Annotated in this window: 28 protein-coding genes; 11 read left to right on the forward strand and 17 right to left on the reverse strand. The window is 69.0% G+C overall.

The features are described from left to right. Window positions 1-16: 16 nt before the first annotated feature. Window positions 17-946, reverse strand: a complete 930-nt coding sequence (trmB, locus tag AB0333_RS10745) for a tRNA (guanosine(46)-N7)-methyltransferase TrmB (protein WP_366218678.1) — start codon at window positions 944-946, stop codon at window positions 17-19. A gap of 49 nt (window positions 947-995) precedes the next feature. Further along, window positions 996-3,215 (reverse strand): penicillin-binding transpeptidase domain-containing protein, encoded by a 2,220-nt coding sequence (locus AB0333_RS10750; RefSeq protein WP_366218679.1) that lies wholly within the window; start codon window positions 3,213-3,215, stop codon window positions 996-998. Between the two features lie 65 nt (window positions 3,216-3,280). On the opposite strand from AB0333_RS10750, the gene AB0333_RS10755 reads away from it, so the two are divergent. Continuing rightward, window positions 3,281-3,721, forward strand: a complete 441-nt coding sequence (locus tag AB0333_RS10755; protein ID WP_366218680.1) for a YccF domain-containing protein — start codon at window positions 3,281-3,283, stop codon at window positions 3,719-3,721. 12 nt (window positions 3,722-3,733) lie between these two features. Here the strand turns inward: AB0333_RS10755 and AB0333_RS10760 are convergent, their stop codons facing one another. Beyond that, the gene (locus AB0333_RS10760; RefSeq protein WP_366218681.1) at window positions 3,734-4,498 is read right to left on the reverse strand and encodes a DedA family protein; all 765 of its coding nucleotides are present in this window, start codon (window positions 4,496-4,498) and stop codon (window positions 3,734-3,736) included. Between the two features lie 73 nt (window positions 4,499-4,571). Between AB0333_RS10760 and AB0333_RS10765 the strand changes: the two genes are divergently transcribed. Beyond that, complete coding sequence (locus AB0333_RS10765; protein WP_366218683.1) at window positions 4,572-6,233, forward strand: alpha/beta-hydrolase family protein; 1,662 nt, start codon at window positions 4,572-4,574, stop codon at window positions 6,231-6,233. Window positions 6,234-6,369: 136 nt separating this feature from the next. Then, window positions 6,370-6,921: a VOC family protein gene (locus AB0333_RS10770; RefSeq protein ID WP_366218684.1), complete on the forward strand. Its 552-nt coding sequence runs from the start codon at window positions 6,370-6,372 to the stop codon at window positions 6,919-6,921. Between the two features lie 57 nt (window positions 6,922-6,978). Here AB0333_RS10770 and AB0333_RS10775 read toward each other — a convergent pair whose 3' ends face one another. Next, window positions 6,979-7,599, reverse strand: a complete 621-nt coding sequence (locus tag AB0333_RS10775; protein WP_366218686.1) for a class I SAM-dependent methyltransferase — start codon at window positions 7,597-7,599, stop codon at window positions 6,979-6,981. Between the two features lie 174 nt (window positions 7,600-7,773). Here AB0333_RS10775 and AB0333_RS10780 point away from each other — a divergent pair, with 174 nt between their 5' ends. Continuing rightward, window positions 7,774-8,400 (forward strand): hypothetical protein, encoded by a 627-nt coding sequence (locus AB0333_RS10780; protein ID WP_366218687.1) that lies wholly within the window; start codon window positions 7,774-7,776, stop codon window positions 8,398-8,400. Between the two features lie 119 nt (window positions 8,401-8,519). Here AB0333_RS10780 and AB0333_RS10785 read toward each other — a convergent pair whose 3' ends face one another. Then, on the reverse strand, window positions 8,520-10,553 hold the full coding sequence (locus AB0333_RS10785) for a glycoside hydrolase family 15 protein (protein ID WP_366218688.1): 2,034 nt from the start codon (window positions 10,551-10,553) through the stop codon (window positions 8,520-8,522). Between the two features lie 60 nt (window positions 10,554-10,613). On the opposite strand from AB0333_RS10785, the gene AB0333_RS10790 reads away from it, so the two are divergent. Next, window positions 10,614-12,032 (forward strand): glucose-6-phosphate dehydrogenase, encoded by a 1,419-nt coding sequence (locus AB0333_RS10790; RefSeq protein ID WP_366218689.1) that lies wholly within the window; start codon window positions 10,614-10,616, stop codon window positions 12,030-12,032. A 283-nt stretch (window positions 12,033-12,315) separates the two neighbouring features. Here AB0333_RS10790 and AB0333_RS10795 read toward each other — a convergent pair whose 3' ends face one another. Then, window positions 12,316-12,822, reverse strand: a complete 507-nt coding sequence (locus AB0333_RS10795; RefSeq protein ID WP_366218690.1) for a hypothetical protein — start codon at window positions 12,820-12,822, stop codon at window positions 12,316-12,318. 27 nt (window positions 12,823-12,849) lie between these two features. Then, the gene (locus tag AB0333_RS10800; RefSeq protein ID WP_366218691.1) at window positions 12,850-13,536 is read right to left on the reverse strand and encodes a hypothetical protein; all 687 of its coding nucleotides are present in this window, start codon (window positions 13,534-13,536) and stop codon (window positions 12,850-12,852) included. A gap of 258 nt (window positions 13,537-13,794) precedes the next feature. Between AB0333_RS10800 and AB0333_RS10805 the strand changes: the two genes are divergently transcribed. Continuing rightward, the gene (locus AB0333_RS10805; protein WP_366218692.1) at window positions 13,795-14,076 is read left to right on the forward strand and encodes a hypothetical protein; all 282 of its coding nucleotides are present in this window, start codon (window positions 13,795-13,797) and stop codon (window positions 14,074-14,076) included. On the opposite strand, the gene AB0333_RS10810 is transcribed toward AB0333_RS10805, so the two are convergent. Both AB0333_RS10810 and AB0333_RS10815 read right to left on the reverse strand, forming a co-directional pair. Next, a protein-coding gene (locus tag AB0333_RS10810; protein WP_366218693.1) for an IS5 family transposase occupies window positions 14,059-14,992 on the reverse strand; the annotation gives its coding sequence in 2 pieces (ribosomal slippage) (window positions 14,059-14,613 and window positions 14,615-14,992; 933 coding nt in all). The two genes, AB0333_RS10805 and AB0333_RS10810, sit on opposite strands and share 18 nt — an antisense overlap. Before the next feature lie 46 nt (window positions 14,993-15,038). Then, window positions 15,039-15,629: a sugar O-acetyltransferase gene (locus tag AB0333_RS10815; protein ID WP_366218718.1), complete on the reverse strand. Its 591-nt coding sequence runs from the start codon at window positions 15,627-15,629 to the stop codon at window positions 15,039-15,041. A 115-nt stretch (window positions 15,630-15,744) separates the two neighbouring features. Here AB0333_RS10815 and AB0333_RS10820 point away from each other — a divergent pair, with 115 nt between their 5' ends. After that, entirely contained in the window at window positions 15,745-16,287 is a 543-nt protein-coding gene (locus AB0333_RS10820; RefSeq protein WP_366218694.1) for an SRPBCC domain-containing protein, read from the forward strand. Here AB0333_RS10820 and AB0333_RS10825 read toward each other — a convergent pair. From AB0333_RS10825 to AB0333_RS10845, 5 genes are all read right to left on the reverse strand, one after another. Further along, window positions 16,284-17,069: an amino acid ABC transporter ATP-binding protein gene (locus AB0333_RS10825; protein WP_366218696.1), complete on the reverse strand. Its 786-nt coding sequence runs from the start codon at window positions 17,067-17,069 to the stop codon at window positions 16,284-16,286. The two genes, AB0333_RS10820 and AB0333_RS10825, sit on opposite strands and share 4 nt — an antisense overlap. Before the next feature lie 9 nt (window positions 17,070-17,078). Beyond that, complete coding sequence (locus AB0333_RS10830) at window positions 17,079-17,864, reverse strand: amino acid ABC transporter permease (RefSeq protein WP_366218719.1); 786 nt, start codon at window positions 17,862-17,864, stop codon at window positions 17,079-17,081. Between the two features lie 74 nt (window positions 17,865-17,938). Then, complete coding sequence (locus AB0333_RS10835) at window positions 17,939-18,763, reverse strand: ABC transporter substrate-binding protein (protein ID WP_366218697.1); 825 nt, start codon at window positions 18,761-18,763, stop codon at window positions 17,939-17,941. Window positions 18,764-18,891: 128 nt separating this feature from the next. After that, a complete protein-coding gene (locus AB0333_RS10840) occupies window positions 18,892-19,254 on the reverse strand; it encodes a cupin (protein WP_366218698.1) in 363 nt (120 codons plus the stop codon). A gap of 24 nt (window positions 19,255-19,278) precedes the next feature. Beyond that, entirely contained in the window at window positions 19,279-19,773 is a 495-nt protein-coding gene (locus AB0333_RS10845) for a small multi-drug export protein (protein WP_366218699.1), read from the reverse strand. A gap of 192 nt (window positions 19,774-19,965) precedes the next feature. On the opposite strand from AB0333_RS10845, the gene AB0333_RS10850 reads away from it, so the two are divergent. Together AB0333_RS10850 and AB0333_RS10855 are read left to right on the forward strand one after the other, a co-directional pair. Continuing rightward, a complete protein-coding gene (locus tag AB0333_RS10850; protein WP_366218700.1) occupies window positions 19,966-21,303 on the forward strand; it encodes a histidine kinase in 1,338 nt (445 codons plus the stop codon). Beyond that, window positions 21,300-21,902: a response regulator transcription factor gene (locus AB0333_RS10855; protein ID WP_366218701.1), complete on the forward strand. Its 603-nt coding sequence runs from the start codon at window positions 21,300-21,302 to the stop codon at window positions 21,900-21,902. Before AB0333_RS10850 ends, AB0333_RS10855 begins: the two co-directional genes overlap by 4 nt. Here the strand turns inward: AB0333_RS10855 and AB0333_RS10860 are convergent. From AB0333_RS10860 to AB0333_RS10870, 3 genes are all read right to left on the reverse strand, one after another. Next, window positions 21,899-23,047: a YihY/virulence factor BrkB family protein gene (locus AB0333_RS10860; RefSeq protein WP_366218703.1), complete on the reverse strand. Its 1,149-nt coding sequence runs from the start codon at window positions 23,045-23,047 to the stop codon at window positions 21,899-21,901. The genes AB0333_RS10855 and AB0333_RS10860 overlap by 4 nt on opposite strands. A 74-nt stretch (window positions 23,048-23,121) precedes the next feature. Beyond that, the gene (locus AB0333_RS10865) at window positions 23,122-23,451 is read right to left on the reverse strand and encodes a type II toxin-antitoxin system PemK/MazF family toxin (RefSeq protein WP_366218704.1); all 330 of its coding nucleotides are present in this window, start codon (window positions 23,449-23,451) and stop codon (window positions 23,122-23,124) included. Then, a complete protein-coding gene (locus AB0333_RS10870; protein WP_366218705.1) occupies window positions 23,448-23,672 on the reverse strand; it encodes an antitoxin MazE family protein in 225 nt (74 codons plus the stop codon). Before AB0333_RS10870 ends, AB0333_RS10865 begins: the two co-directional genes overlap by 4 nt. A 133-nt stretch (window positions 23,673-23,805) precedes the next feature. Here AB0333_RS10870 and AB0333_RS10875 point away from each other — a divergent pair, with 133 nt between their 5' ends. Both AB0333_RS10875 and AB0333_RS10880 read left to right on the forward strand, forming a co-directional pair. Then, window positions 23,806-24,405 carry a hypothetical protein gene (locus AB0333_RS10875; protein WP_366218706.1) on the forward strand — a complete coding sequence of 200 codons (600 nt, stop codon included), beginning with the start codon at window positions 23,806-23,808 and terminating at the stop codon, window positions 24,403-24,405. A gap of 32 nt (window positions 24,406-24,437) precedes the next feature. Beyond that, complete coding sequence (locus AB0333_RS10880; RefSeq protein WP_366218707.1) at window positions 24,438-25,706, forward strand: hypothetical protein; 1,269 nt, start codon at window positions 24,438-24,440, stop codon at window positions 25,704-25,706. Window positions 25,707-25,771 lie beyond the last annotated feature (65 nt).

Below are 25,771 nucleotides of genomic sequence, written 5' to 3' on the forward strand. Positions count from 1 at the left end.
CAGTGCGGGCAGGCGGCTAGAGCCGGACGTACGTGAGATCGAACACGAGCCGTCCCGCGCGCAGCGCCTTGTTCTCAAAACTGGTCAGCGGACGGCCCTCGAAGCGAGGAGCCCACCCGCCCTCGTGGTCCACGGGATCCTCCAGGCCGGCCCCGGACGTCGCCTCGCTGACGCCGGCACGAACCGAGCCGGTGCGCGGGGCGATCGGCTGGGCGCCGACCTCCAGTTCCCGGCCCTCCAGCCGGACGCGGGTCAGCGGAGAGTCCTCTCCGGAGGCACGTCCCGGATGGGCGTTGGCCAGCTGGGGGTGGGCCTCCATGGCCGAACGCATGTGCACGGCGTAGCTGGACCAGTCCGTGGCCAGGCGCAGCACGCCTCCCGGGGCCAACGCGCGGGCCACGCGGTTGGCAAAGGCCGGGCTGACGAGGCGGCGTTTGTGGTGACGGGTCTTGTGCCACGGATCCGGGAAGAACACCCAGATCTCCTGCACCCCACCGGCGGGCAGCAGGTGGTCCAGGACCTCGGGGGCGTTGGCCTGGACGCCGCGGACGTTCTCCAGGCCCTCGTCCTCGACCCGCACGAGCAGGGCGGCGAGGCCGGGGGTGTAGACCTCCACCGAGATGAAGTCCCGTTCCGGGTGGTCGATCGCCCCCTGGGCGGTGGACTCGCCGAGGCCGGAGCCGATGTCCACCACGAGGGGGGCGGTCCGGCCGAACACCTGGCCCCAGTCGATGTCAGCGCCCTCGGCCACGGACGTGGTGGCGCGGTCCCGGGGCACGTCCACGATGTACTTGCCGTGGGACCGATCCCACGTCTTCTGGCGGCGCGGGTTCAGCCGCTCGCCGCGGCGCACGAAGGACACCGGTTCGGTGCGGTAGAGCTCTGGATCGGGGCGGTTGTTGTGCCCGTGGGCGTGCTGCGCGGGGGCGGGATGTTCGCTGCTCATGAGGACTTCAAGGGTACCGGGAGATCCGCGGGGGCGAGTCGGTCAGGGGTCACCCCTCCGAGGGGATGATCTCCTCCACGGCGGTCAGGAAGTCCCGGACCACCGGCCCGTTGTCATAGCCGCCGCCGAGTCCCTCGTTGAAGAACAGGGCCACGGCCAGGTCGCCGTGGATGGCGACCAGCCAGGTGTGGGCGAGGTCCTCACCATCGGCGACGAACTGGGCCGTGCCGGTCTTGGCCAGCACGGGGGCGCCCGGAACGTCCTGCAGCATCTCGGCGGTGCCCGTCTCCACCACCCCGGACATCAGCGTCTGCAGCTGCTCGGCCTCTTCGGCCGTGACCCCGGATTCCGGGGCGGCGGGGGTCTCCACGGTCGGATCGGTCACGAAGAGGGGACGGACCGTCTGCCCGGCGGCCACCGAGGCGGCCACCGTGGCCATGCCCAGCGGTGAGGCCTCCACGACGCCCTGGCCGAAGAGGTTGGCGGCATGCTCGGTTCCGGTGGAGTCGTCCGGGACGGAACCGAGGAAGGCGGAATCGAGCCCGGTCACCGGCTCGGCGGTCAGCCCCAGCGCCTCGGCAGCCTCGGCCTCGTCGGCGGCGCTGATCTCCTCGTGGGCGCCCACGAAGACGGTGTTGCAGGACTCGGCGAAGGCCTCGGAGAACGGGATCTCGCCCACGGACTCATCCGGGTAATCGTCATAATTGCCCACGACCATGCCGCCCACATTGAGCGTCTCCGGGCACTGCACCGTGTCCCCGGGGGCGATCCCGGACCGCAGCAGGGCCAGGGCGGTGACGACCTTGAACGTGGAGCCCGGTGCGTAGGACCCGGACACGGCCACGGGCCACCCCTCGGGACTGGAGGCCGCGGCGAGCACCTGCCCGTCCGAGGGCCGCAGGGCCACCAGCCCGGCCGGCACGTCCGAGGCGGCGACGACGGCCTCGGCCTCCTCCTGCACGCGCCGGTTCAGCGTGGATGTCAGGTCCTGGCCCGGCACCGGATCGGTGCTGAAGACCGGCCCGTCCGGCTCCTCCGTCTCGGTGCCCGCCGTCGGCGTGGCGGCCGCGGTGGCGTTGGGGGAGCTGGAGCTATCCGGCCCGGATTCGCCGGCGTCCGGCTGATCCGGGTTCTCGATGGTGATTTGGACCCCGGGGAAGCCAGCCAGGTGGTCCTCCCACGTGGCTTGCAGACCGGACAGGCCGACCTCGACGCCGGCCTCCAACTCGCCCTCGGAGGCCTCGACCTGCTCGGCGTTGGGTTCACCGTAGGTGCCCAGCACGTCCCGTGCGAAGGCGCGGGTGGGAGCCAGGACGGCGGTGTCCTCGAGGACCCGGCCGCCCGGGACGGCCAGCAGCTGGTCCGCCGGGATCTCGGTGTCCCCGTTGTTGCGCACGGTGATGGCCTGCACGAAGGCCCTCTCTCCGGCGGCCTCAGCTCGCGCCACGAAGGCGTCCTCGTCCACCCCGGCGATCTCGGCCACCTGGCCGGCGGCCTCGGCCAGAGCCTCCGGGTCATCTGCCTCGAGCTGGGCCTTGTCCAGCCCGAGAATGGCCACGTCTCGTTCCATCATCAGTTCCTCGCCCGAGCCGTCGAGGATGCTGCCACGCTCGGCGGGGACGGTCGTGAGATGGACGGTGCCGCTCTCGGCCAACTGCGGGACGACCGTCTCCGGGGCCAAGTCGACGAGCCACTCCTGGGCTTCCCCGTCCCACTGCATCTCGGCGGTGGTCTCATAGGACCAGGTTCGTTCTGGGTCAGTGCCTGGGCTGGCGTCGGCCTCAGCCGCACCGCTGGCACTGGACGTGGCCTCGGCCGCATCGCTGGCGTTGGGGCGTGCGCCGGCCTCGGTGTCCGCATCAGCGTCTGCCTCTGCGTCGCCGCCATCGAGCTGCCAGTCGACGGTGAGGGTGGCGCTGGCACGGTCGTTGTCCTCGCCGTCCACCTCAGTAGAGGCCACGGTGACCGTGCGGTCCACGTCTTCTAGGTCTGCCAGCGCCTCGGTGAGCTGCTCGGGGACGTCCTCGGACTCCGGTGTCAGGGACACGGTGGAGTAGTCGCCCGCAGAGATCGCGCCGGCCAGGGCGGTGGCGGTCTCCTGCGGGGCGGGACGGGAGTCACCGAAGCAGCCGGTGGCGGTCAGCACCATGACGGTGGAGAGGCCCAGCACCGCCGCGGGACGGCCGAAGCGGGAGAAACCGTGAGGACGGGCGGTCCGGCTGGACGGCGGGAGAGGACGGGAACGGCCCGTTGACTGGTGGATCTGCATGAAATCTCCTGACAAGACTCCCGCCAGAGTAGCCGCTGACCCGGACCTGCTGGGAGCATGGGCACATGAATCGTCCCCTGAACCTCATCCTCAACATCATCTGGCTGGTCTTCGGCGGCCTGTGGCTGGCCGTGGGCTACTTCCTGGCCGGACTCATCTGCTGCATCCTCATTGTCACCATCCCCTTCGGCATCGCCTCGTTCCGGATTGCGGGGTACGCCCTGTGGCCCTTCGGCCGGGTGGTGGTGGACACCCAGCCGGGCATGGGGGTCTTCACCGGCCTGGGGAACATCATCTGGTTCATCGTGGCCGGCGTCTGGATCGCCATCGGGCACGTGCTGACGGCCATCCCCATGTTCATCTCGATCATCGGCATCCCGTTGGGCATCGCCAACCTGCGCATGATCCCGGTCTCGCTCCTACCCCTGGGCAAGAAGATCATGGACTCCGGTGAGGCACGCTCACTGCCGCAGTACGTCCCGGCCGCCCAGGCCGGCTACCGGTAACCCGCCGGAGCGCTACGTGCGGCCGTGCTGTGAATCGGCGAGGAGGGCCTCCATTCGGGCCACGGCCTCGTCTGCCGAGGGCGCCACGTAGTTGGGGTCCTGGGCGCGCCGGCGGTTGCGCAGGATGCGGGCCGTCACCCACCAGGCGATGAACACGATCACGGCGATCAGCACGAGGTTGGAGAAGACGTCGGCGTAGTCGGACACCAGGTGCCAGTTGTCCCCGAGCGTGAAACCCGCCCAGACGAAGATGGTGTTCCAGATGCCGGAGCCGATCAGCGTGAAGAGGGTGAACAACCACAGGTTCATCCGCTCGATGCCGGCCGGGATGGAGATCAGCGAGCGGAAGATCGGGACCATGCGGCCCAGCAGCACGGTCCAGTAGCCGTGGCGGTTGAACCAGCGCTCCGTCTTCTCGACGTCCTCGATGTCCACGAGCGGCAGCCAGTCGGCGATCCGGTACAGCCGCCGTCGGCCCAGCCACGCGCCGAGCCCGTAGAGCATCAGCGCGCCCAGTACGGAGCCCACGGTGGCCCAGATCAGGGCCTCCCACGGGCTGAAGGCACCGTCGGCCGCGGTGAAGCCGGCCAGGGGCAAGATGAGCTCGGACGGGATCGGCGGGAAGAGGTTCTCGGCGAAGACGGCCAGCGCCACACCGATCGGGCCGATGGTCTCCATGATCGAGACGACGATGTCACCGAGCCAGCCATAGGAGGCTTCTCCCGTGGACCCGGCAGCGGATCCGGCGGCTGATGCGGTGGCGTTCGAAGGCGTCATGGGCCCTATTCTCCCGGACCACAGGGCGGAACACCGAACCGACGAGCCGGGGAAGGCAGGCATAATGGGGCGCATGCGGTTCAAACCCGACGCGGCCGGGCTGGTCGGAGCCCACGTCATGAGTTGGGTCTCACTGTCTCCCAGTTTCATTCCGCGCACGTGGTGGATGACGGCCGTGAACACCGGGATATCCCAGACCTTCGGCTATGTGGTCGGCGCCGCCGGGACGGCAGCGGCCCGGGCCGTCGGCCGGCAGCTCGGGATCGAGATCCGGATTGACGAGGAGAAGGCTCGGCCCGCCACCGAGGCCCTGCCGTGGCTCATGTTCGGCATCAGCGGGCTGTCCTGGTTGCGCAACCTCCGGGCTCAGACGGAGATCGCCGGCCTGATGGAGACCCGCCCCATCCGCAGCCGAGAGCACATGGTCGGCGTGATCGGCGGCCTGGCCCTGACCGCCGGCCTCGTCTCGGTCGGCCGGGGCATCAACGCGATCGCAGCCAACCTCTCCTCGGCGCTCAAGCCGGTGATGCCCGCCCCGGTCGCCGCGGCCATCGGCGCGGGGGCCACGGCCACGGGGACGGCCTTCGTGCTGGACAAGGTGGTCTACCGCCGGCTCCTGGAGTGGCTGTCCAAGACCGCCCAGGAGACCAACGCCAAGCTGCTGCCGGGCCGGGTCCCGCCGGTGGAACCCGAGCGCTCCGGCTCGGCCGCCTCCTTCGAGGACTGGAGCACCCTGGGCGCCAAGGGGCAGGCCGTCGTCTCGGACGGGCCCCGCGCCGTGGACATCGAGGAGGCCACCGGCAAGCCGGCCCTGACACCCATCCGGGCCTATGCCGGGTGGCGCGAGGGGCGGGACCTGGAGGAGACCGCGGCCGCCGTCGTCGCCGAACTGCACCGCACCGGGGGCTTCGACCGCGAGGTGCTCCTGGTGCTGACCACCACGGGGACCGGCTGGCTGCAGGAATGGTCCGCCTCCTCCGTGGAGTTCCTCACCGGCGGCAACTGTGCGCTGGCCTCCATGCAGTACACCTACCTGCCCTCCGGCGTGGCCTTCATCGCCGACCGGATCTCACCCGTGCTGGCCGCCAGCGCCCTGCTCGCCGCGATCGAGGCGGAGCTGGAGCAACGCCCCCCGGAACGGCGGCCGAAGCTGTTGGTCGGCGGTGAGTCGCTGGGCGCCCTCGGCGGCACGAAGGCCTTCGAAGGCCTCGACGACATGATCGGCCGCGTGGATGGTGCCGTCTGGTCCGGCCTGCCGCGGTTCGCCGAGTTCTGGGAGTCCCTCGTGCCGTTCCGCCGGCGCGGGACCCCGGAGATCGCCCCCGTGATCGACGACGGCCGGCACGTCCGTTTCGCCACCAGGCCCGAGGACCTGGTCACCGATGTCACCGGTGTCCCCTACGGTGCGTGGGACAGCCCCCGGATCGTGGTGGCCCAGCATGCTTCCGACCCCGTGGTGTGGTGGAGTCCGGACCTGATGTGGCGCAAGCCCGACTGGGCCAAGGAGAAGGCCGGATCGGACGTGTCCCGCAGCCTGCAGTGGCAGCCCTGGGTGACGTTCTGGCAGGTGGCCTCGGACATGCCGCAGTCCGTCTCCGTGCCCGGCGGCCACGGCCACCGCTACGTGGAGGACATGCTCCAGTACTGGGCCGCCGTGCTCGGCCAGGACCCGTTGACGGACTACTCGACCATCGCCCAGGCGATCCGCCGGACGATCGTGCCGAACTTCGCCTGAGTCGGTCGGAGCCCGTCTGAGCCTTCCCGGGGCACGCCCGGGCCCGTCCGGTGCGGTTGGGCCCGGCTGATTCTCTCTGGATTCGGCTGGCGGCGAACGGTGGACCCCCTCCGGCTGCCAGGCGGACACTGGACGCATGAGCGCGCCACGCCCCACCACCGCACACCAGCTCGTCACCTGTCTGTGGTTCACCGGGCAGGCGGAGGAGGCCGCCCGGTTCTATGTGGAGGCCTTCTCCGGCTATCGCCCCGACACGCAGGTGGGTGACGTCCACCGCAGCAACATCGACGTGGCGCCGCAAGGGGAGACCGTGCTGGAGCGCGGCGAGGTGCTGACGGTCGACTTCACGCTGGACGGTCAGCGCTTCGTGGCGCTCAACGGATCGACCGAACCGGTGCCCTTCACGGACGCCGTTTCCTTCCAGGTCCTGTGTGCGAACCAGCAGGAGATCGACCACTTCTGGACGGCCCTGACCGCGGGAGGCGGGCAGGAGGTCGCGTGTGGATGGGTGACGGACCGCTACGGGGTGCGGTGGCAGGTGGTCCCGCACGTCCTGTTCGAGTTGCTGGCCGGTGAGGACCAGGACGCGGCGGCCCGGGTGCAGAACGCCATGATGGGCATGAGCAAGTTCAGCATCGAGGGCCTGATGGACGCGGCCAAGGACGCCTACGGGGCCGAGGAGGAGTAACGGACGCCGAGGTGTGGGTCAGCAGTGCCGGCCCGCCGTGCTGGCTTGCAACGAGGATCAGCGGGAGAGGACCGCGACCAGGAAGTCGGCGTCGTCGGTGAAGGGGTCGAGCTGCCACGAGGAGTACTGGCCCTGGCTGTGGAAGCCGGCCTGGCCGGCGTCGTCCACGAAATCGGCGAAATCGTAGCCGCGCCCGGCCCCGAAGCCGATCACCGCACGGCCGCCGTCCCGCAGCAGGCCGTGCAGGTGGCGCAGCACGTCCCCGCGGGAGGCCGGGGAGAGGAAGCCAAAGACGTTGCCGGCGGAGAAGACGAGGTCGAACGGCTCGGACTCGCCCAGCTCGGCCAGGGTGGCCGCATCCAGGGTTTCCAGGTCGGCCACGTACCAGTCGGCCTCGGGATGGTCCTCGTTCGCGACCTCGATGAGGTGCTCGTCCAGGTCCACACCCGTCACCTGGTGGCCGCACCGCGCCAGGTAGCCGCCCACGCGGCCGGTGCCGCAGCCGGCGTCGAGGATCCGGGAGCCGCGGGAGGCCATTGCATCGATGAGCCGGGCCTCCCCGTCCAGGTCCATGCCTTCGGAGGCGAGACGGCGCCAGCGCTCGGCGTACCGGCGGGAGTGCTCGGGATCGTTGGCCACCATGGTGGCCCAGAGGTTCTGGCTCGCGTTCTCATCCATGACCCCAGTATCGCCCCTGGCCGCTGCGGTCCGCTTGGATCTGCCTCGAACTGCCTGGTTCTGCCTGGATCTGGCCGGCCGCGATGGCCCGAGGTTACCGATCGGTCTCCCCGTGGGCCCCGTGTGCCTATAGGCTGACCTTGGAACCAGAGCAGACCTTCGGAAGGAAATTCCATGAGCATCGCGCAGCTCCCGCTTCGGCTGACCGCCGGAGCCTTCATCCTGAACTCGGGCATCAACAAGACCAAGCTCACGGAGGAGCAGGCTGAACAGATGAGGGACCTGGGGGCCAACGGGCTTCCGTTCCTCAAGGACCTGACCCCGAAGCAGTTCAAGCAGTTCATCGCCGCCTCGGAGATCGGCATCGGTGCGGCCTGCCTGCTGCCCTTCGTGCCGGGCTGGCTGGCTGGCGCGGCCGTGACCGCCTTCTCCGGCGGCCTGCTGGCGATGTACAAGAACACCGACTTCATGACCGAGTCGGACGGCATCCGCCCCTCCGAGCAGGGCACCTCCGTGGCGAAGGACGTGTTCCTCTTCGGCATCGGCACCGCCCTGATGGTGGATGGTGCCGTGAACCGCACCGGCCGCAAGAACGCCGCCGCGTCCAAGCGCGCCCACAAGCTGGACGTCGCGAAGGAGGCCAAGGTCGCTGCGATCGAGGCCGCCAAGGAGGAGCAGGCCGAGACCATCCGTGCCGCCGCCGCGGAGAAGGCCGAGGCCATCAACAAGGCCCGCGTGGAGCAGACCGAGGCGCTGCGCACCGCCCGCAAGGAGATGCAGCAGGCTCGCAAGAAGATCTGATCTCGCACCGCTGATGCCAGCGGAGCGTCATGATGGCCCGTCCCCGGTGACCCGGGGGCGGGCCATCATGCATTAACCCCGACCGAAGGACATCCCGGCGGTTCGACGTCAGTGGGCCCTCAGCTGGGGTGGCGGTGCGCCTTCTGGATGGCGTCGGCGGCCCGGATGAGCGCGAGGTGGGAGAACGCCTGCGGGAAGTTGCCCGCCAGGCGCCCCGAGCCGGCGTCGTACTCCTCGGCCAGCAGGCCGAGGTCGGTGGCGCAGGAGCACAACAGCGTCATGGTCTCCTCGGCGTCGTCCAACCGGCCGGACGCGGCGTACTGCTCCACCAGCCAGAACGAGCAGATCAGGAACGCGTACTCGTGCCCTTCCAGGCCATCGAGGTCGGCGCCGGTGCGGTAGCGGTGGACCAGCCCGCGCGTGCCCATCAGGTCCCCTTCGATGGCGGCCACGGTGCCGAGCATCATCGGATCGTCGGCGGCCAGGAAACCGGTGTGCGGCAACTGCAGCAGGGAGGCGTCCACCTCGCTGCCCCCGTAGGTCTGGGTGAACGATTCCCGTGCGGTGCTGAAGCCACGCTCCAGGATCTCCGCCCGCAGGCCATCGCGATGCCGGGTCCAGGATGCCACGTCCCCGTCCAGGCCATGCTCGGTGACGGCGCGGATGCCCTCATTGAACGCAGCCCACATCATCACCCGGCCGTGGGTGAAGAAGTGCGGTTCGCCGCGCATCTCCCAGATCCCATGGTCCTTGCGGTCGATGTTGCGGACGCAGAAGGCCAGCAGGGACTTCTGCAGTCGCCACGAATACTCGTCCTCGTGGACGCCGGCGTCCCGGAGCTCGGCGAGGGCGAGCATCACCTCACCGACCACATCGGCCTGGTACTGATCCGCCGCGCCGTTGCCGATCCGGACGGGCCGGGAGTCGGCGTACCCGTCCAGGTGATCCAGCTCCTTCTCGTCCAGCTCCCGTTCCCCGGCGAGGCCATACATGATCCGCAGCTTCTCCGGGTCCCCGGCCACGGCCCGCAGCAGCCAGTCCCGCCAGTGCAGGGCGCCCTCCGTGAAGCCGTGGGAGACCAGGACCTCGATCGTCAGGGCCGCATCCCGCAGCCAGGTGTAGCGATAGTCCCAGTTCCGCGAGCCGCCGAACTCCTCCGGCAGCGAGGTGGTGGGCGCCGCCACGATCCCGCCCGTCTTCAGGTTGGTGAGTGCCCGCAGCACCAATAGGGAGCGGGCCACGAGGTGTTCCTCCGGCGAATCGACCTCCAGCCGGGACGCCCAGTCGGTCCAGAACTCCTGGGTCCGGTGCTGAGCCGCCTCCGGCTCCACCGGGGCCGGAGGCTGTTCCCAGGAGGGGAACCAGGTCAACACCCAGTCCAGCCGCTCGCCGGCGCGCAACCGGAACCGGCCGGCCAGCCGGGGTGCCGGGAGGCCGCCGGAGTCCGGGGAACCCGCGGGCTGCTCTTCCCCGCCGAGCTCGCGCCCGTACTCGGAGTCCCCACTGACGGGATTCCCGACGCCGGCCCCGCCCCGTCCGCCGCCGGCCGCCTCCTCGGACCGTTCATCGTCCGCGGTCGGCCGGGTGGTGGCGTAGAGCAGGGGACCGGTGACCAGCACGCCGTCCGGCCCCGCCGTGCACAGCAGCGCCGGTTCGGGCCGCTCGGTGCGGCGGAACCAGGGCAGGGCGCGGGCATAGTCGAAGCGGATCCGCAGGTCGTGCTCCACCACCACCTCGCCGCTGAGGCACTCCACGCGGCGGTACAGGTCATCCTGTGCCTCGGCCGGCGGCAGGAAATCGGTCACCCGTACGGTGCCGGTGGGGGTGCGCCAGACGGTCTCGAGGATGAAGGTGTAGGGCACGTAGCGGCGTTCCACGACCTCCCCGTCCACGGCCCAGAGCTTCCACCGGCCGTCGTCGGGCCCGCCGAGCAGGGCGGAGAACAGGGCGGGGGAGTCGAAGCGCGGCAGGCACAGCCAGTCGATGGACCCGCGCCGGGACACCAGTGGTCCGGTGCTCAGATCGGACAGCAGGGCGTAGTCCTCCAACGGGGTAGCCCCGGCGGGATGGCGAGGGTGCGGGCGGGAGGATCTGGGCCGTTCCGATGAAGCCGGTGCCGGGTGCGGGCGGGCGGAGGGTGTCTGGTCCGTCATGTCCCCTGTCTACCGAATGAACCGTTCCTGGCATAGACCCAGGGCCGATACGGTGGGCCCATGAGCGAACTGCGCACGCTGGTCATCTTCGGTGCCGCGGGTGACCTGACCCGGCGGCTGCTGTTGCCAGGGCTGGCCACCTGCCTGGCCGCCGGGGTGCCGGAACGGGGCATCACGCTGGTCGGCTCCGGCCTGGACGAGCGGGAGGACTTCGCCGCCGTGGTGCGGGAGGCGTTCGCCGGAGTGCTCGACGAGGATCAGCTGGCCCTGCCGGCGGTGCGCCACACGCTGGACGCGGCGCGATGGATCACGGCGGACGCCACCGATCCCGACCACCTCGCCGCCCTGCTGGACCGGGTGGAGGGGCCCCTCGGCCTGTACTTCGCGCTCCCGCCGTCCGTGACCATGGCCTCCTGTGAGGCGCTCTCGCGGGTGCATGACGCGGGGCAGCTGCCCCAGGACACCGTGCTCGTGTTGGAGAAGCCCTTCGGCACCGACCTGGACTCCGCCCGGGACCTGAACGCCCTGCTGGCCGGGTTCGTCCCCGAGGAACGGATCTTCCGCGTGGACCACTTCCTCGGTCTGCCCGGTGTGCTCGGCTTCGTGGGCCTGCGTTTCGCGAACCGCATCCTGGAACCGCTGTGGAACCGGGACCACATCGAGCGGATCGAGATCGTCTTCGACGAGGTGCTCGGGCTGGAGGGGCGTGCCGGGTTCTATGAGGCCACCGGGGCTGCGAGGGACATGATCCAGTCCCATCTGCTCCAGGTCATGGCGCTGGTGATGATGGACCCGCCGACCCGGTTCGACGGCGTGGAGATTCCCGCCAACACCGCCCACGTCCTGCGGGCGGCCCGGCTGTGGTCCGGGGGCGACTCGGCTGATGGGGCCCCGTCCGTCGTACGCGGCCGGTACACCGCCGGAACCGTGGACGGCCGGACCATGCCGTCCTATGTGGACGAGGAGGGCGTGGACCCGGAACGGGAGACCGAGACCTTCGCCCAAGTGGTCGTCGAGGTGGACTCCTGGCGCTGGAACGGCGTGCCGGTGGTGCTGCGGAGCGGCAAGGCCATCGGCGCGCCCCGGCAGGAGATCGCCGTGGTCTTCCGCCGCCCGCCGCACGACTACGAGCAGTTCCCCTCCTCGGGGCCCCAGCCCCCGGACGTGCTGCGGGTCGGTTTTGAGGACGAACGGATCGACCTGGAACTCAACGCGGGAGGCCCGTTCGACTCCCGGGGTATGACCCGAACGGTGCTCTCCACGGAGTTGCCCGAGCCGGGATTGACGGCCTACGGCTCGGTGCTGCGCTGGGTGCTCGAGGACAAGACGGCCTTCACCGTCCGCGGTGACGGGGCCGAGGAGGGCTGGCGCATCCTGGCCCTGATCGCGGCGGCCTACGCGTCCGGGGATGTGCCGTTGCGGGACTATGAGGCCGGATCGGCCGGCCCGGCCTCCGCGGGACCGGCCGGCCCACATTGACCCCCGTCGGTGAGGGGCCGTCCGGCCCTGACACCGGCTGACTAGGGCGTGTCTCCTAAATAGGTTTGCCCAGGCGATGCAGGCATGGATGACTGCGGCCACATGATAGGTGACTGTGGGCTTTTAGATGCAGGTCGCGATGCCGGGTGCTACTTAACCAGGTACTTGGTTTCGGCCGCGCAAACACGCGGTTTTGCTGACCGAGGTTCGCGGCGCTACTGGCACTCGGCCGTAGTCGTCGGATGCTGCTAGGCGACCACTGCCGAGTGCCAGTACGTGGGCGCTATAGCGCCCCGTATGAGGCCCCGAGTTGTTCGGCCAGGGCCTTCAGATCATTGGACTCCGAATCCGGCCCGGACATATCGGCTCTCTCGGCGACTTCGGAAACATCGGCGACGAACCACCCTGGGCCCTGCACGGCTGAGACCTCGCCATCAGCGTCTGCCACTATTCCCAGTGCCGCCTCCGCCTTAGTCGGGTCATCCGACCAGCCGATCAGGAGGTTGTTGCCACACTGACGTCCAGGCAACCCTGTCGGCTCGCCGTCGATCATGAACGAATGGTCCCCGCTGACTTCTGCGGGACAACCCAGTTCGTCATCGACTGCGGTGAAGACGGCCTCCAGGCTGTCGAAATGCTGGCCTGACGCAGAAGCTGAGGGCGCCATAGAGCCGGAAGCACTTGGGTCGGCCGTGCTGGCCTGACCACCACCACATGCCGCTAGCAGCAGTCCGACTGCCACCACGGTCGTAGAGCCAATCAATGTGTTTCGTGTTCGACTACCAGTCATGGTGGAGTCCTTCCTATCTGCCAAGGGCTACTGGAACCGTGCTAAGCCCGCCCAAGTACTGATGTTGGTCATACGCAACTGTGGGTAGGCGGACACGTTGCCCCAGGGAACCGAGTTCCGCCCAGATACGCATCCCATGTGGATTTGGCGTTCGTAGTAACCGTACCCACCCCAGGAGTAGAGGTAGTCCCATCCGATGGCCTGGGCGCACATGTTGCCTGCCAGAAGATCGTTGGTAGTGGCCCACTGCGGCGTCCAGCGCGTTCCATGAGAACCCTGAATGGAACGGGATCGATTGGTCCAGGGGCCGTAGTGGCCGTTGGCATACACGCTGATGGAAGTCCATGACGCATTGGACGCCATGGTGGTCGGTGCGTCATCTTCGGCCGTCGTTGCGGAAGCCAGCTGCTGCTCGACCTGCCGGCTCTTCTCACGATTGAGGGCGCCGATGTTATTGATGCCCAGGTCTTCAGCCACATCAGGCATGATGACATGCATGTCCTGGGTTTCGGGCGGTGCGGGGTAGAAGGTCTGCCCGTTCTGAGTCACAGCGTCATTTTCGTCGAGCACGTAGACCTGTTCGGCGTTCGCTGACTGATTGGCAGGGGAATCAGGACCTGCCTCAATCGCTTCAGCTGCTTGCGCTGGCATTGCGGTGAAGAGTAGCGCGGCTGCAACGAAGACAGCGCTGGCAGTTGTTCGTAAGTGTTTCATGTTCCCCTCTGGATTCTTTCTGAGTGACAAGGGAAGTATTTCCTGTGCTGCAGGTCACCGCAAGTGTCTATCGCTTCGATGGCAGTGACGCATCGGACTGACAGGGGGGCCGAAGAAGTGCGCATAGCCCCATGGTCTTCCCAGTAGACCTACGGTCGCGAGAAGGTGTGCTACCAGTTAGGCCGTCACTGTGGCGCTTGGACCCCGATATTGATCCCACTACAACCCAGCCACCTCGGCCTGCGTATGTGCGCAGTCATGAGAACCGACCACAGGTGCCGCGCTACGTTCAGCTGGCTCCTGTCCAACCAACGCGACGCCGGGGACCTGCCCTCGATCATGGTCGGTGCCATCGTCCTGGGCCTGCTGACGGCCGCCATCCTGGCCATGGGGTTCACGGTCACCCCCTGGGCACAGGACAACGCCGCCAAGCAGAAGATCACCCACGTGGCCACTGGCCAGTCGGCCTACTACGCGATGTCGACCGCTAGCTTGGAGCCTCGGTACGGCACACTCTCCGAGCTAGGGTGTGTCGCCTAATAGGGTGGCCCAGGTGAGGCAGGCGTGGAGGACGGCGCCGGCTCGGTAGGTGATGGCGAGTTTGTCGTAGCGGGTGGCGATGCCACGCCATTGCTTGACGAGTGCAAAGGACCTCTCGACGACGTTGCGGTCTTTGTAGGCCTCGACATCGAACGAGTGCGGCCTGCCGCCCGCGCTCCTCTTGCGTTTGCGGGAGGCGATCTGGTCGCTCTTCTCCGGGATCACCGCCGTGATTCCGCGGGCGCGGAGCATGCGCCTGTTCACACCACTGCCGTAGGCCTTGTCGCCCAAGACCGCATCCGGCCTGGTGCGAGGACGACCTCGACCGATCCGGGGAATGCGGATGTCGTCGAGGACCTGTTCGAGCATCGCCCCGTCGTTGCGCTGCCCGCCGGTGACGACGATGGCCAATGGGAGGCCGTTGCCGTCGACAGCGTGGTGGATCTTCGTTGTCAGTCCACCCCGGGTTCGACCGATGCCGTGACCTGCAGGTTCAACCTCGCCCAGCGGCAGATTCTTGTGATTCGACACCGCCCCCTGTGTCTTGGTCAGGGCGCGTCGTGTTCGTCGCATGCTGATGCGCACGCGCGATTGTCGCGTCGACGCTCACGCCCCAGTTGATCAAACCCGCTGCGTCCGCCTGCGCGAGCAACGCCTGCAAGACCCGATCCCAGGTGCCGTCCCCGGCATACCGGCGGTGTCGCTTCCAGATCGTCTGCCATGGCCCAAACTCCGCCCGGGGCATATCGCGCCACGGAGTCGAGGTCCGAAACCGATAGATGATCCCGTCCACAACCCGCCGATCATCCTCGAACGGCCGGCCCCGCCGCCCGGCATTCGACGGCAGCAACGGCCCGATCACCGCCCACTGCGCATCACTCAACCGACGCGAACGAGAACCCACAATTGATGACACGCACCCAGTTTCGCCGATCAATCACGCCTCATATAGGAGACACGCCCTAGCCCCCGGCCGCCAACCGGGACCACCCGCCGTCGGGATCGGCGGGAAGGTCCTTGACGGGCCGGGCGGGCACCCCCACGGCGACCACGTTGGCCGGCAGATCCCGGGTCACCACGGCACCGGCGCCCACCACCGTGTTCTCGCCGATCGTCACGCCGGGGCCTACGATCACGCCGCCACCGAGCCACACGTTGTCCGCGATGGTGATGGGCTCGGCGCCCTCCCACTTGTCCCGGCGCGGGCCCGGCTCGAGGGGGTGGGTCGGGGTGAGCAGCTGGACGTTCGTGCCGATCTGCACGTCCGCGCCGATCCGCACCGGGGCCACGTCCAGCACCATCAGGCCGAAGTTCGCGAAGGTGCGGTCACCGATGCTGATGAACCGCCCGTAGTCCACGTGGAACGGCGGGCGGATCACCACGTCCTCGCCGAGGGAGCCCAGCAACTGGGACAACAGCCGCCCACGGAGGTCCGGCTCGGTGACGGAGGTGGCGTTGTACTGCTCCGTCAGCAGGGAGGCCGCTGTGGAGAGTTCCTCGAGCCGGGGGTCATCGGCGAGGTAGGGATCACCGGCGACCATCCTCTCGAACATGGACCGGCCGTCCGGGAAGAACGGGGACGGGGAGGCGGCAGGGGCGGGAGTGGCGGGGGACTGGTCCGGGTCAGGCAGCATGGACCCAGCCTGCCAGAGGGTTCACAATGGGCGCATGCCACGCCACGAAGAACATCGCGAACCCACGGGGGCGGTCGTCGACGGTCCGGAGGGCCCCACGATCCAGATCCAGCGCACCCTCGGGCACCCGCCGGAGGACGTCTGGAGCTACCTGGCGGACCCTGAGCTGTTGCGCTGGTATGGCACCTACACGGGGGACCCGTCCAGCGGCAGCGTGCAGCTGGCCATGGTGGAGGCGCCGGAGCATCCGGGCGAGTGTGTGATCGAGGTCTGCGAACGACCGGCACGCCTGCACGTGACGTTGGCCGATCCGAACGGCAATCCCTGGCGGCTCCGGGTGTCCCTGGACCGGTCGGCGTCGGGCGCGGGGACGGACACGGATCTGGTCTTCCGCCAGCCGCTGGCCGGCTCGAAGGATGAGGCCGGTGATGTCGGACCCGGCTGGGAGTACTATCTCGACCGGCTCACCGTGGCCCTGGACGGCGGTGACGTGGACGCGGTGGACTTCGCCGACTACTACCCCGCCCAGAAGAGGCACTACAGCCCGGACACCCCGGCGGCCGGGGTGACGGCCTAGAGCTCGACGTCGGTCGGGTTCAGGACCCGGCGCAGGAAGTCCTGGGTGCGGGGCTGGGTGGGGGAACCGATGACCTGCTCGGCCGGGCCCTCCTCGACCACCACGCCGCCGTCCATGAACACCACGCGGTCCGCGACCTCGCGCGCGAAGCCCATCTCGTGGGTGACCACGAGCATGGTCATCCCGGCGCCGGCCAGGCCGCGCATCACGGAGAGCACCTCTCCCACGGTCTCCGGGTCCAGGGCGGAGGTCGGCTCGTCGAAGAGCATCAGCTGCGGGTCCATGGACAGCGCGCGGGCAATGGCCACGCGCTGCTGCTGGCCGCCGGAGAGCTGGTCCGGGTACCGGTCCTCGAAGCCGTCCAATCCCACGCGGCGCAGGTTCTCCCGGGCGACGCCGGCCGCCTCGGCCTTGGCGCGCCGCAGGACCTTGACCTGGGCCACCGTGCAGTTCTCCAGCACGGACAGGTGCGGGAACAGGTTGAACTGCTGGAACACCATGCCGACGTGGCGGCGCATGGCGTTGAGGTCCACCTCCGGATCGGTGGCGTCGAAGCCGGACACGGCCACCGTGCCCTGGTTGGGGGTCTCCAGCAGGTTCACACAGCGCAGCAGGGTGGACTTGCCCGAGCCGGAGGGGCCGATCAGGCACACCACCTCGCCGGGGGCCACGGTCAGGTCGATGCCCTTGAGGACCTCATTGGAGCCGTAGGACTTGTGCAGTCCGGTGATGGCGACGCCGCCGGCGCGGATGGCGCTGGCGTGGCTGGTGGTCTCGGTCATCGTGGCCTCTCAGACGCGCGTGCGGTTGGTGCGCGATTCGAACTTCCGCGCCAGCAGGGACAGGGGGACGGTGATGATCAGGTACATGACACCGGCCACGAGCACCGGGGTGAGGCCGGCGTCCAGGGCGGTGATGCCGTCCCGGCCGAACTTGGTCAGCTCGTACTCGTAGGCGGCCAGTCCCAGGACGTAGACGAGGGAGGAATCCTTGGTCAGCAGGATGACCTCATTGGTCAGGGGCGGCAGCACCAGGCGGAAGGCCTGGGGGATGACGATCGTGACCATGGCGCGCCAGGCCGGCATGCCCAGGGAGCGGGCGGCCTCGGCCTGTCCCTTCGGCACGGCCTGCAGGCCGGCGCGCAGGGTCTCGGCGATGTAGGCCGAGGAGACCATGCCCAGCGAGACCATCACCACGAGGGGGATGGGCCACTGGACGCCGAAGGCGAAGGGCACGCCGTAGCCGAAGGCGATGAAGACCAGCAGGGCGGGCAGGCCGCGGAACAGCTCGATGTAGGCGGTGGCCAGCCAGCGGTATGGCGGGAAGGAGGAGAGCCGCATCAGGGCCAACAGCGTGCCGCCCAGCAGGCCGACCACGAACGACGAGGCCGTGTACAGCAGGGTGTTGCCCAGGCCCACCAGGATGATGTCCGGGAAGAGGGGGCCGATCTCCGCGAAATTGAAGACGGACTGGCCCAGCGTCGGCCAGTCCATGACGGCCACGAGGATCACGATGGCCAGGACGAAGACGCCGGCCTGCAGGCCGAGGGAGATCTGCCGGCGGCGCCGGTTGCTCATCCTGCGGCCGGTTTGGGGGCTGTTGCCCGGAGAGGGGTTGGGGCCCGACGCCGGGCCGGTGGTGTTGACGGTGCTCACTGATCGCCCTCCGTTGCTGCCTCGCCGAACCAGCGCGCGCGCGACTCGTCGAGGGTGCCGTCCTCTTCCATGCCCTGCAGCGACGCGTTCACGGCGGACAGCAGTTTCGCCTGGTCCGGGGCCACGGCCACGCCGAGCTGCTCACCGGTCGGCAGCTCCGCGACCACCTCGTACTGGGGGTCGTCCTTGACGTTGTAGAGCACCACGGACTGGTTGCCGAGGACGGCCTCCACGGTGCCGGCCCGGAGGGCCTCCATCTGCATGCCGCCGTCCTCGAACTGAATCGGGGACAGGCCGTTCTCCTCGGCGAAGGTCTCCCCGGTGGTGGCGGCCTGGACGCCCACGCGCTTGCCCTGGGCCGATTCCAGATCGGTGATGCCGGACCCCTCCTGGGCCACGAGCACCAGGTCGTCGTTCAGGTAGGGCACGGAGAACGCCATGATCTGCTGGCGGGCCTCGGTGATGGAGATCGAGGAGGCGTTGATGTCACAGCCCGTCAGCGAGGACCCGGACTCGATGGCCTCGAAGGAGGAGTCCACCACGGAGAGGGGGACGCCGAGGTCGTCGGCGATCCGCTGGACGATGTCGATGTCATACCCGACCAGGTCGCTGCCCTGCATGAACTCGAAGGGCGGGTACGGGATGTCGGAACAGACGGTGAGCTGTCCGGGGTTGACCAGGTCGAGGCTCTCGACCAGGGGCGAAGAGGCGCCGGTCTCGGAGCCGCCGAGCTGGGGGCCGAGCACGGCACATCCGCTCAGGGCCAGTGAACCGGCTCCCAGGACGGCCACCAGGGCGAGTCGGGTGCGGGACGGGGTCATGAAGGGTCTTCCGGTGCGGGGGACCCTGCTGCAGTGCAGGGCGTCGAGACGGACAGTCTACCGGGAAGAGGGGCGGGCCACCGGGCGGACCGGCGGGCGGCCTGACGGGTGTGCCGGCGCGAGGGGGATCAGTCCCCGTGGCTGCCCTCGTCCACCCCGGTCACGGTGGTCAGCAGGAAGACGCTGTCCTCCCGGGCCGTCACACCGTGGCGTTCCTTCGTGAGCTGGACGAGGTGGCCCTGCTCCAGGTGCAGATCCGTTCCGGACCCGGCGGTGACGTCCACCGCGCCGAGCAGCACCTGCAGCGTGGCGGCGGGCGGGGCGTTGTGGTCGGCCAGGTGTGCCCCGGACTTCAGGGCGATGATCGACTGGCGCAGGTGGCCGTCCCGCAACAGCAGGTCACCATGGCGACCGTGGGGGTTGTCCAGGGCGGCTTCGAGCGTGGTGCGGGTCAGTGCTGTCAGGTCGTGGGGTCCCGGCGAGTAGGTCATGGTGTCACCGTAGCCCGCGCCGGCTCAGGCCACCACGGAGAGCACACCGTAGAACAGCATCCCGAACACGGTGGAGTAGAGGACGATGGCCACGGCCTGCCAGGTGATGACCCGGCCCTTGGTGATGCCGGAGGACGTCAAGGCGGCGGCGGTGAAATGGGTCGGCAGCAGGAAGGGCCCGAGCAGGGAGACGCCGGGGACGCCGTACTTGTCCAGCGCACGGCGGACCTTCTGCTGCTTCTCTGAGACCGGCTTCGGCGTCTTGCCGGCGGCGATCCGGCGGTTGATGATCGCGGCGCGGATCTTCTCGAAGGACAGGACGATCACCACCACGATGGCCAGGTTGGCGAGGATGGCCACCGGGATGGCGAGCCAGGGATCCATGCCGGCGATGATGCCGACGATGGCGCCGCCCTCTCCCTCGATATAGGGGATGAATGCGGCGAGCACGACTCCGACGAACCGCAGGGCGGTCGGCAGGGACTCGGTGAAGGACTGGATGCTGGCGAGGATGTCCATGGTGGTGCCTTTCAGTGCCGAGGCCGGTGTGATGGCCTCGATGCAGGTGGACCGCTGTTCTGCTGTTCTGCGGTTGGTGTGCTTCCAGCCTCGTCGGGCGATCGGGTCAGCGGCAGTGCCCGGCTGTCATCCCCGCGCCCGAAAGCGTCACCGCCATCCCGTGACAGTTGTCATCGGCCTACCCTGGGGACCGTGAGCCAGCCAGAACCGTCTGTGAACCGACCATCGGGACAATTGCCGTCCACGGTGCCCGGCCGGTCCGTCCGCGGCGTGCAGGTCACCTGGTGGTACACGTACGTCTCGATGGTCTTGTTCGCCGTGTTCATGGCCTTCATCACAGCGGCCATGCTGCGGTTCTTTCATCTCGAGGCCGGCGGTCACGACGGGTGGCTGGTGAGTGTTTCCGCCGTGCTGATCGCGATCGGAGGGCTGACCCAGTCCATCTGCAGCTGGCTGGTCAGAAACGGCATGGGAGCAGGCTGGCCGCGACCGTGGGCCACCGTGCTCCTGCTGGCGCCGGCAGGCCTCGCGTGGGTGCTGACCCTGTGGCTGCCGGGAGGGGCATTCCCCGGGGGGATCTCCTTGTGGATCGCCGCGAACATCCTGGCCATCCTGGTCCGCGGCCTGACCCGCCGGGTGGTCATCGCGGTCGCCATTGCCCTGATCGCGGTGCACTGGTGGGCCGGGCAGCTGATCACGGGGGTGGTCATCCCCAGCGAGGCGGCCGCGCAGCAGATGCCTGCGCTGGTCTTCTTCATCGTCTTCGTCCCGGTGGTCTTCCTCTTCTCCGTGTGGTGGTGGAACATCGTGGTCCAACTGGACGTCGCCCGCCGCGACGCGGCCCAGCTGGCCGTGGCGCGCGAACGGTTGCGCTTCGCCTCGGACCTGCATGACATCCAGGGCCATCACCTGCAGGTCATCGCCCTCAAGGCCGAACTGGCCGAGCGACTGATGGGTGCGGGGCAGCCCGATGCCGCCGCGGCGAACATCCACGAGGTCCGGACGATCGCTCGCACCGCCCTGGAGGAGACGCGCTCGCTGGTGCGCAACCTGCGCGAGGTCTCCCTCGAGGAGGAGATCGCCAATGCCAAGGACGTCCTCGAGGCGTCCGGCGCCACCGTCGCCATGCGGGGGGTCCTGGTGGAGGACCTCGCCGTGCGCACCCTGCTCGGCCTGGCCGTCCGCGAGGGCGCCACCAACATCCTGCGCCATGCCACCTCGGCGACGAAGGTGTCCATCACCTTGGAGGACACCGACGGCGGACTGCGGCTGGCCATGGTGAACGACGGCGTCGAGAGACCCGTCGGTGGGGGCGCCGAGGCACCCGGCGGCCCCGGGGCACCCGGGGTGGGCGAGCCGGCGTCGGGCACGGGGTTGTGCGGCCTGAACCGGCGGTTCGCCTCCTCCGGGGGTGCGGTGACCGGCCGGTACGACGACGGCGCCTTCGTCCTCGAGGCCCGGTTGCCCGCAGCGCCGGGCCGGGGCCACCCCGAATCCACCACCGTCCCGCTGAAGGAGCCCACCCCATGATCCGGTTGCTGATCGCCGACGACGAGGTGCTGATCCGCGGCGCGCTCGAGACCCTGCTGGGCCTGGAGGCGGACTTCGAGGTGGTGGCCGGCGTGGACAACGGGCGCCAGGCGGTCGCCGCCGCCCGGGAACTGACGCCGGACGTCTGCCTGCTGGACCTGGAGATGCCGGAGATGGACGGCGTGGAGGCCGCCGGACAGATCCTGCGACAGGTGGCCACGAAGGTCATCATCGTGACCCGGCATGCCCGGCCCGGGGTGCTGCGGAGGGCGCTGAACGAAAAGGTGTCCGGCTTCGTGCCGAAGTCCACTCCGGCCGAGGAGCTGGCCAAGGTGATCCGGGACGTGGCCGCCGGCAAGCGGTACGTGGACCCGGACATCGCCGCCACGGCCCTCGGCGGGGAGCGGAGCCCCCTGACGGACCGGGAGCTGGACGTGCTGCGGGCCGGCCGGGATGCGGCCACCGTGCAGCAGATCGCCGAGTGGCTGCACCTGGCGCCGGGCACGGTGCGCAACTACCTGTCCTCGGCCATGGGCAAGCTCGGAGTGGGGACCCGGCGGGAGGCCTCCCAGGTGGCCTGGGAGCAGGGCTGGATCTAGTCGGACATGTGGTCCGGGGGAGGTGTCCGGTAGGGCCTCCCAGTGGAGACCGGCCGGTCAGACGAGTCGATGGACCAGAACGTGTCCGCCTCGGCGATCCAGGGACTCCTGGACACGGTGACGGGCTCACCGGTGCGGACCGACTCGACCACTGCCCGAGCGGTGGAATGGGCCCGGGCGGCGTCCTCGTCCAGGAACTTGAGGGTACGGGTGTACCGGGTGCGCAATTGCAGGACGTCCCAGGCTGGCAGGCCGGCGGCTAGCTGGCGGCCGCGGAGGAGTTCGGCGTCGAACGCGGCGCCGGCCACGAGCACGATGAAGCTGACCCAGGAGACCATCATGACCACGCCGAGGCCGCTCAGGGTGCCGAGGAGCCAGTTCAGCGCCGCGGCGTAGGTGGCCAGCCATCCGAGGAGCAGGGTCATGGCGAAGAGGGCGAGGACGGCGGTCAGCCCGCCCCAGGACAGCCATCGAAAACGGGGCTGCACCACGTTCGGGCCCAAGTGGTAGGCCACGGAGACCACGAAGACGAGCACGGCCAGGATGGCCGGCCACTTCAGCACGTTCCACAGGGTCACCGTGGCTGCGGTGAGGCCCAGCAGATCACCGATCCGAGCGGAGAGGTCCCCGCCGATCAGCACCAGCAGCAGAACGACGATCAGGGCGACCATCAGGACGAGGGTCTCGAAGAAGATCACCGTGCGGAACCAGAGGAACGGCCGGCCCTCACGGGTGTCGTAGATGCGGTGCATGGCCCGGTGGAAGGAGGCCAGCGCGTTGGAGGCGGCGATGATGGAGCCGATGAGGCCGAGGACGAGGCCCAGCACGCCGGTGGAGCTGTTGGCCAGGGACAGCAGCGTGGAGGCGAGGACGTCCGGATTGATCTCCGGCAGCAGATCGTGGACCAGCCCGGCGGCGGTCACCACGGTCTCGTCCTCCAGCCCCAGCATGGAGACGATGGAGACGATGGCGATCGCCCCAGGCACCACGGACAGCAGCGTGTAGAAGGTCATCCCGCCCGCCACGTCCCACACCTGCATGCCCACCAGTTTCATGATGGTCCGGCGGATCACGTGGAACAGGGTCAACCGCGGCCGAACGTAGGTATGGGCCGGTGCCGGACGGCGAAGCAGGCGGCGGGGCATGGTGTCGAGGTTATCCGGTGCTGTGCTGGTGGCGGTACCTCGCAGAGGACCCCTGCGGCGTGTTGAGTGCTGCCTCAGCCGGCGAGTCCGAGGAAGGCCAGGAGTGCACGATCGAGCCGAACGAGATCTGTGTCTGCGATTCGCCCCACCTGCTCTCGCACGCCCGTCCGCGGCATGGTCGTGATCTTGTCGACCATGATGTGGCTGATTGCATCGAGCCCGGTGGCCGCGGAAGGTTCTATGGAGATCCGGACCAGGGGTGCATCGACTGGGTGGGAGGTGAAAGGGCAGACGGTCACCGACGTCGTCGCATCGAATCGGTGGTCTTGAACAATGACCACCGGCCTCGGCTTGCCGGTGTAGGCGCCGCGAGCCGCGGCCATGACGATGTCACCTCGCCTCATGCGGACGGCTCCGCACCGTCATCCCAGTCGATGGAGATCGAGTCGACGAAGGCCTGATCGTCGGAGTCGTTCTCGCGGGCGGCGATGGCGGCTGACTGCCGGTGGGCCTCCCCGGCAAACGCGGGATTCCGTGTGTCCGGTACCCAGATCTGGATCGGCCGAAGGCCCTGGCGGCGCAGGCGCTTTCGATATTCACGTACTCGGTCCCGTGTACTGGCCATGAATCAATGTTACATGTAACAGGTGGGGCGGACCATCCCTCCGAGGAGGCGGCCCTGAGGACGGCCACCTTCCCGGTGCTTCGCTGCTACGACGGACGGTGCAGCGGCGGCAGGTGCTACTAGACTCGGCACGATGGATCACGACGAGCGAACCGACATGGTGCGATCACTGCAGGCAATCCTGGCCGAACAGGCAGACCGTCCCCTCGGCGACACCGACGCCGTCTCCGGCCGGACGCTCCAGCCGTTCAGCCGCGCCGGCCAGGCCGCCGCCGATAACCTGCTCGACAAGGCGGTCCGGGCCCTGGAGGCCGACGATACCGACCGTGCCCGGCGATACGCCGACCGCGCGGCCCGATTGCCGTTCGATGACCACGAAGAGGCAGCACCGGCTGCGTGGGCCGCGCACTTGAGGCTCTTCGGTGTGGTCACCGATGCCCTGGAAGCCTCCGAACCAGAGAACCACCGGTGGCTCGAGGCCGCGCTCGCAGTGCTCGAGACCGCAGAGGAACCGGCCCGTTTTGACCTGCGTGACGTCCTGGCGGACATCGTCCAGGATTACGAGCTGCCGAAAACGGAACGGAGGCGTCTTCGGGCGGCGATCACCCCGATTCCGGACCGCGCCACCCTGTTCGACCTCGATCTGGACGAGCTGGACCTGAGCGACCACATCATGTCCATCCTCAAGGCCAGGGCGGTCTACCTCGCCGAACTGGGAGCACTGAGCGCCTGACCACGCCCGCTCCCGGGTGTCATGATGGGGCCATGGCGCGAACGTGGTACTCGGTGACGGTGGAACTGCTCGGCGGGCGAGGCGGAGACCTCTGGCCCTGGCCCGGGCGTATCTTCGCTGTGGGGCCGTCGCATACCTTCATGGACCTGGCCAACGCCGTCAACGACGCCTTCGCCCGGTGGGATCGCTCCCATCTGTCCGTGTTCACGCTGTCCGACGGGCGAATCGTGACCGATGAGGAATCAGGCACCGAGATGGCGTCCTCACCGGGAGGGCCGCTGGCATCGCCCCTGGACATCGAGGCCGCCAAGGTCACCCGGACGGTGTCCCTGGGGGAGGAGTTCCAGTACACCTTTGATCTCGGCGACGACTGGGTACACCGGTGCGTGGTGGATCAGGGGAAGATCGATCCGGTGGAAGAGCTGGGCATCCGGCCGGACAAGCCCCTGCCGTACTGGGGGTGGGGTGCGATGCCGGACCAGTACGGCCGCCGCTGGTCCGACGACGACGGTGTGGGCAGGGTGCCGCCCCGTCCCGCGACGCGACACCCGATGGTGACGCGCGACTGGCCGGCGTCGGAGCAGGTGCCGGCCCTGGATGCCACGAGGCTCCGGCAGGCAGCGGCTGCCCGGGACGCTGATGCCGTCCTCGAGGTGGTGCGCGGGCGGGACATCGACGATGTACTGCAGCAGGTCGGTCTGGCGCTGGCCCCGGTCTTGGAGCGCGGGCGCGAGGACGATGCGCCGACCGTGCTCTCGGTGATCAACCGGCTCACGTGGCGTGCCGGTCCGGGGGACCGCGAGCTGGCCGAGGACCTGCTGGCCCGGTTGCGTGACGAGCCGCTGCCTGGCCGGGTGGTGCCCGTGGACCTGGACATGCTCGCCACGGTGATGGAGGCGGACCCGGAGCTCTCGACCGGCGGGGTCGTGGACCTGCACACCGGGGAGGTCCTCTTCGACGAGATGCTGGACGAGGCCGTCGTCGGGGAGGATGCCGTGCCCGATCGGGACGCCGACCCGGACCGCTGGCTCGCCGTGGACCTGGCCGGTTCGAGGCAGGGCTGGCAGGACATGGCGGACTTTGCCGCCCGCCAACACGATGTCGCGCTGCGGGACCGGCTGGAACGGGCCATAGAGGGCCGGGGTGCCTTCCGCCGGTTCCGCGATGAGATCCATGACGAGGGACTGGCGGAGCAGTGGGAGCTGTTCTCCACCGATCGCCGGTGGGGACGGGCCCGGGAATTCCTCGCGGACGCCGACATCCGGGTGGGAATAGCGTCTGCCCAGACAGAGTTGAGTTAACTAGACTCAACTTTGACTGAGGACTCCTGTGGTGACACAGGACAAGACGTCAGACATCCCGAACC

The organism is Citricoccus sp. NPDC079358, from assembly GCF_040702545.1.
Classification (GTDB): domain Bacteria; phylum Actinomycetota; class Actinomycetes; order Actinomycetales; family Micrococcaceae; genus Citricoccus.

Coding starts and splice junctions, on each gene's coding strand:
- trmB (WP_366218678.1), bottom strand. CDS start 946: ATGAGCAGCGAACATCCCGCCCCCGCGCAGCACGCCCACGGGCACAAC.
- AB0333_RS10750 (WP_366218679.1), bottom strand. CDS start 3,215: ATGCAGATCCACCAGTCAACGGGCCGTTCCCGTCCTCTCCCGCCGTCC.
- AB0333_RS10755 (WP_366218680.1), top strand. CDS start 3,281: ATGAATCGTCCCCTGAACCTCATCCTCAACATCATCTGGCTGGTCTTC.
- AB0333_RS10760 (WP_366218681.1), bottom strand. CDS start 4,498: ATGACGCCTTCGAACGCCACCGCATCAGCCGCCGGATCCGCTGCCGGG.
- AB0333_RS10765 (WP_366218683.1), top strand. CDS start 4,572: ATGCGGTTCAAACCCGACGCGGCCGGGCTGGTCGGAGCCCACGTCATG.
- AB0333_RS10770 (WP_366218684.1), top strand. CDS start 6,370: ATGAGCGCGCCACGCCCCACCACCGCACACCAGCTCGTCACCTGTCTG.
- AB0333_RS10775 (WP_366218686.1), bottom strand. CDS start 7,599: ATGGATGAGAACGCGAGCCAGAACCTCTGGGCCACCATGGTGGCCAAC.
- AB0333_RS10780 (WP_366218687.1), top strand. CDS start 7,774: ATGAGCATCGCGCAGCTCCCGCTTCGGCTGACCGCCGGAGCCTTCATC.
- AB0333_RS10785 (WP_366218688.1), bottom strand. CDS start 10,553: ATGACGGACCAGACACCCTCCGCCCGCCCGCACCCGGCACCGGCTTCA.
- AB0333_RS10790 (WP_366218689.1), top strand. CDS start 10,614: ATGAGCGAACTGCGCACGCTGGTCATCTTCGGTGCCGCGGGTGACCTG.
- AB0333_RS10795 (WP_366218690.1), bottom strand. CDS start 12,822: ATGACTGGTAGTCGAACACGAAACACATTGATTGGCTCTACGACCGTG.
- AB0333_RS10800 (WP_366218691.1), bottom strand. CDS start 13,536: ATGAAACACTTACGAACAACTGCCAGCGCTGTCTTCGTTGCAGCCGCG.
- AB0333_RS10805 (WP_366218692.1), top strand. CDS start 13,795: ATGAGAACCGACCACAGGTGCCGCGCTACGTTCAGCTGGCTCCTGTCC.
- AB0333_RS10815 (WP_366218718.1), bottom strand. CDS start 15,629: ATGTTCGAGAGGATGGTCGCCGGTGATCCCTACCTCGCCGATGACCCC.
- AB0333_RS10820 (WP_366218694.1), top strand. CDS start 15,745: ATGCCACGCCACGAAGAACATCGCGAACCCACGGGGGCGGTCGTCGAC.
- AB0333_RS10825 (WP_366218696.1), bottom strand. CDS start 17,069: ATGACCGAGACCACCAGCCACGCCAGCGCCATCCGCGCCGGCGGCGTC.
- AB0333_RS10830 (WP_366218719.1), bottom strand. CDS start 17,864: ATGAGCAACCGGCGCCGCCGGCAGATCTCCCTCGGCCTGCAGGCCGGC.
- AB0333_RS10835 (WP_366218697.1), bottom strand. CDS start 18,763: ATGACCCCGTCCCGCACCCGACTCGCCCTGGTGGCCGTCCTGGGAGCC.
- AB0333_RS10840 (WP_366218698.1), bottom strand. CDS start 19,254: ATGACCTACTCGCCGGGACCCCACGACCTGACAGCACTGACCCGCACC.
- AB0333_RS10845 (WP_366218699.1), bottom strand. CDS start 19,773: ATGGACATCCTCGCCAGCATCCAGTCCTTCACCGAGTCCCTGCCGACC.
- AB0333_RS10855 (WP_366218701.1), top strand. CDS start 21,300: ATGATCCGGTTGCTGATCGCCGACGACGAGGTGCTGATCCGCGGCGCG.
- AB0333_RS10860 (WP_366218703.1), bottom strand. CDS start 23,047: ATGCCCCGCCGCCTGCTTCGCCGTCCGGCACCGGCCCATACCTACGTT.
- AB0333_RS10865 (WP_366218704.1), bottom strand. CDS start 23,451: ATGAGGCGAGGTGACATCGTCATGGCCGCGGCTCGCGGCGCCTACACC.
- AB0333_RS10870 (WP_366218705.1), bottom strand. CDS start 23,672: ATGGCCAGTACACGGGACCGAGTACGTGAATATCGAAAGCGCCTGCGC.
- AB0333_RS10875 (WP_366218706.1), top strand. CDS start 23,806: ATGGATCACGACGAGCGAACCGACATGGTGCGATCACTGCAGGCAATC.
- AB0333_RS10880 (WP_366218707.1), top strand. CDS start 24,438: ATGGCGCGAACGTGGTACTCGGTGACGGTGGAACTGCTCGGCGGGCGA.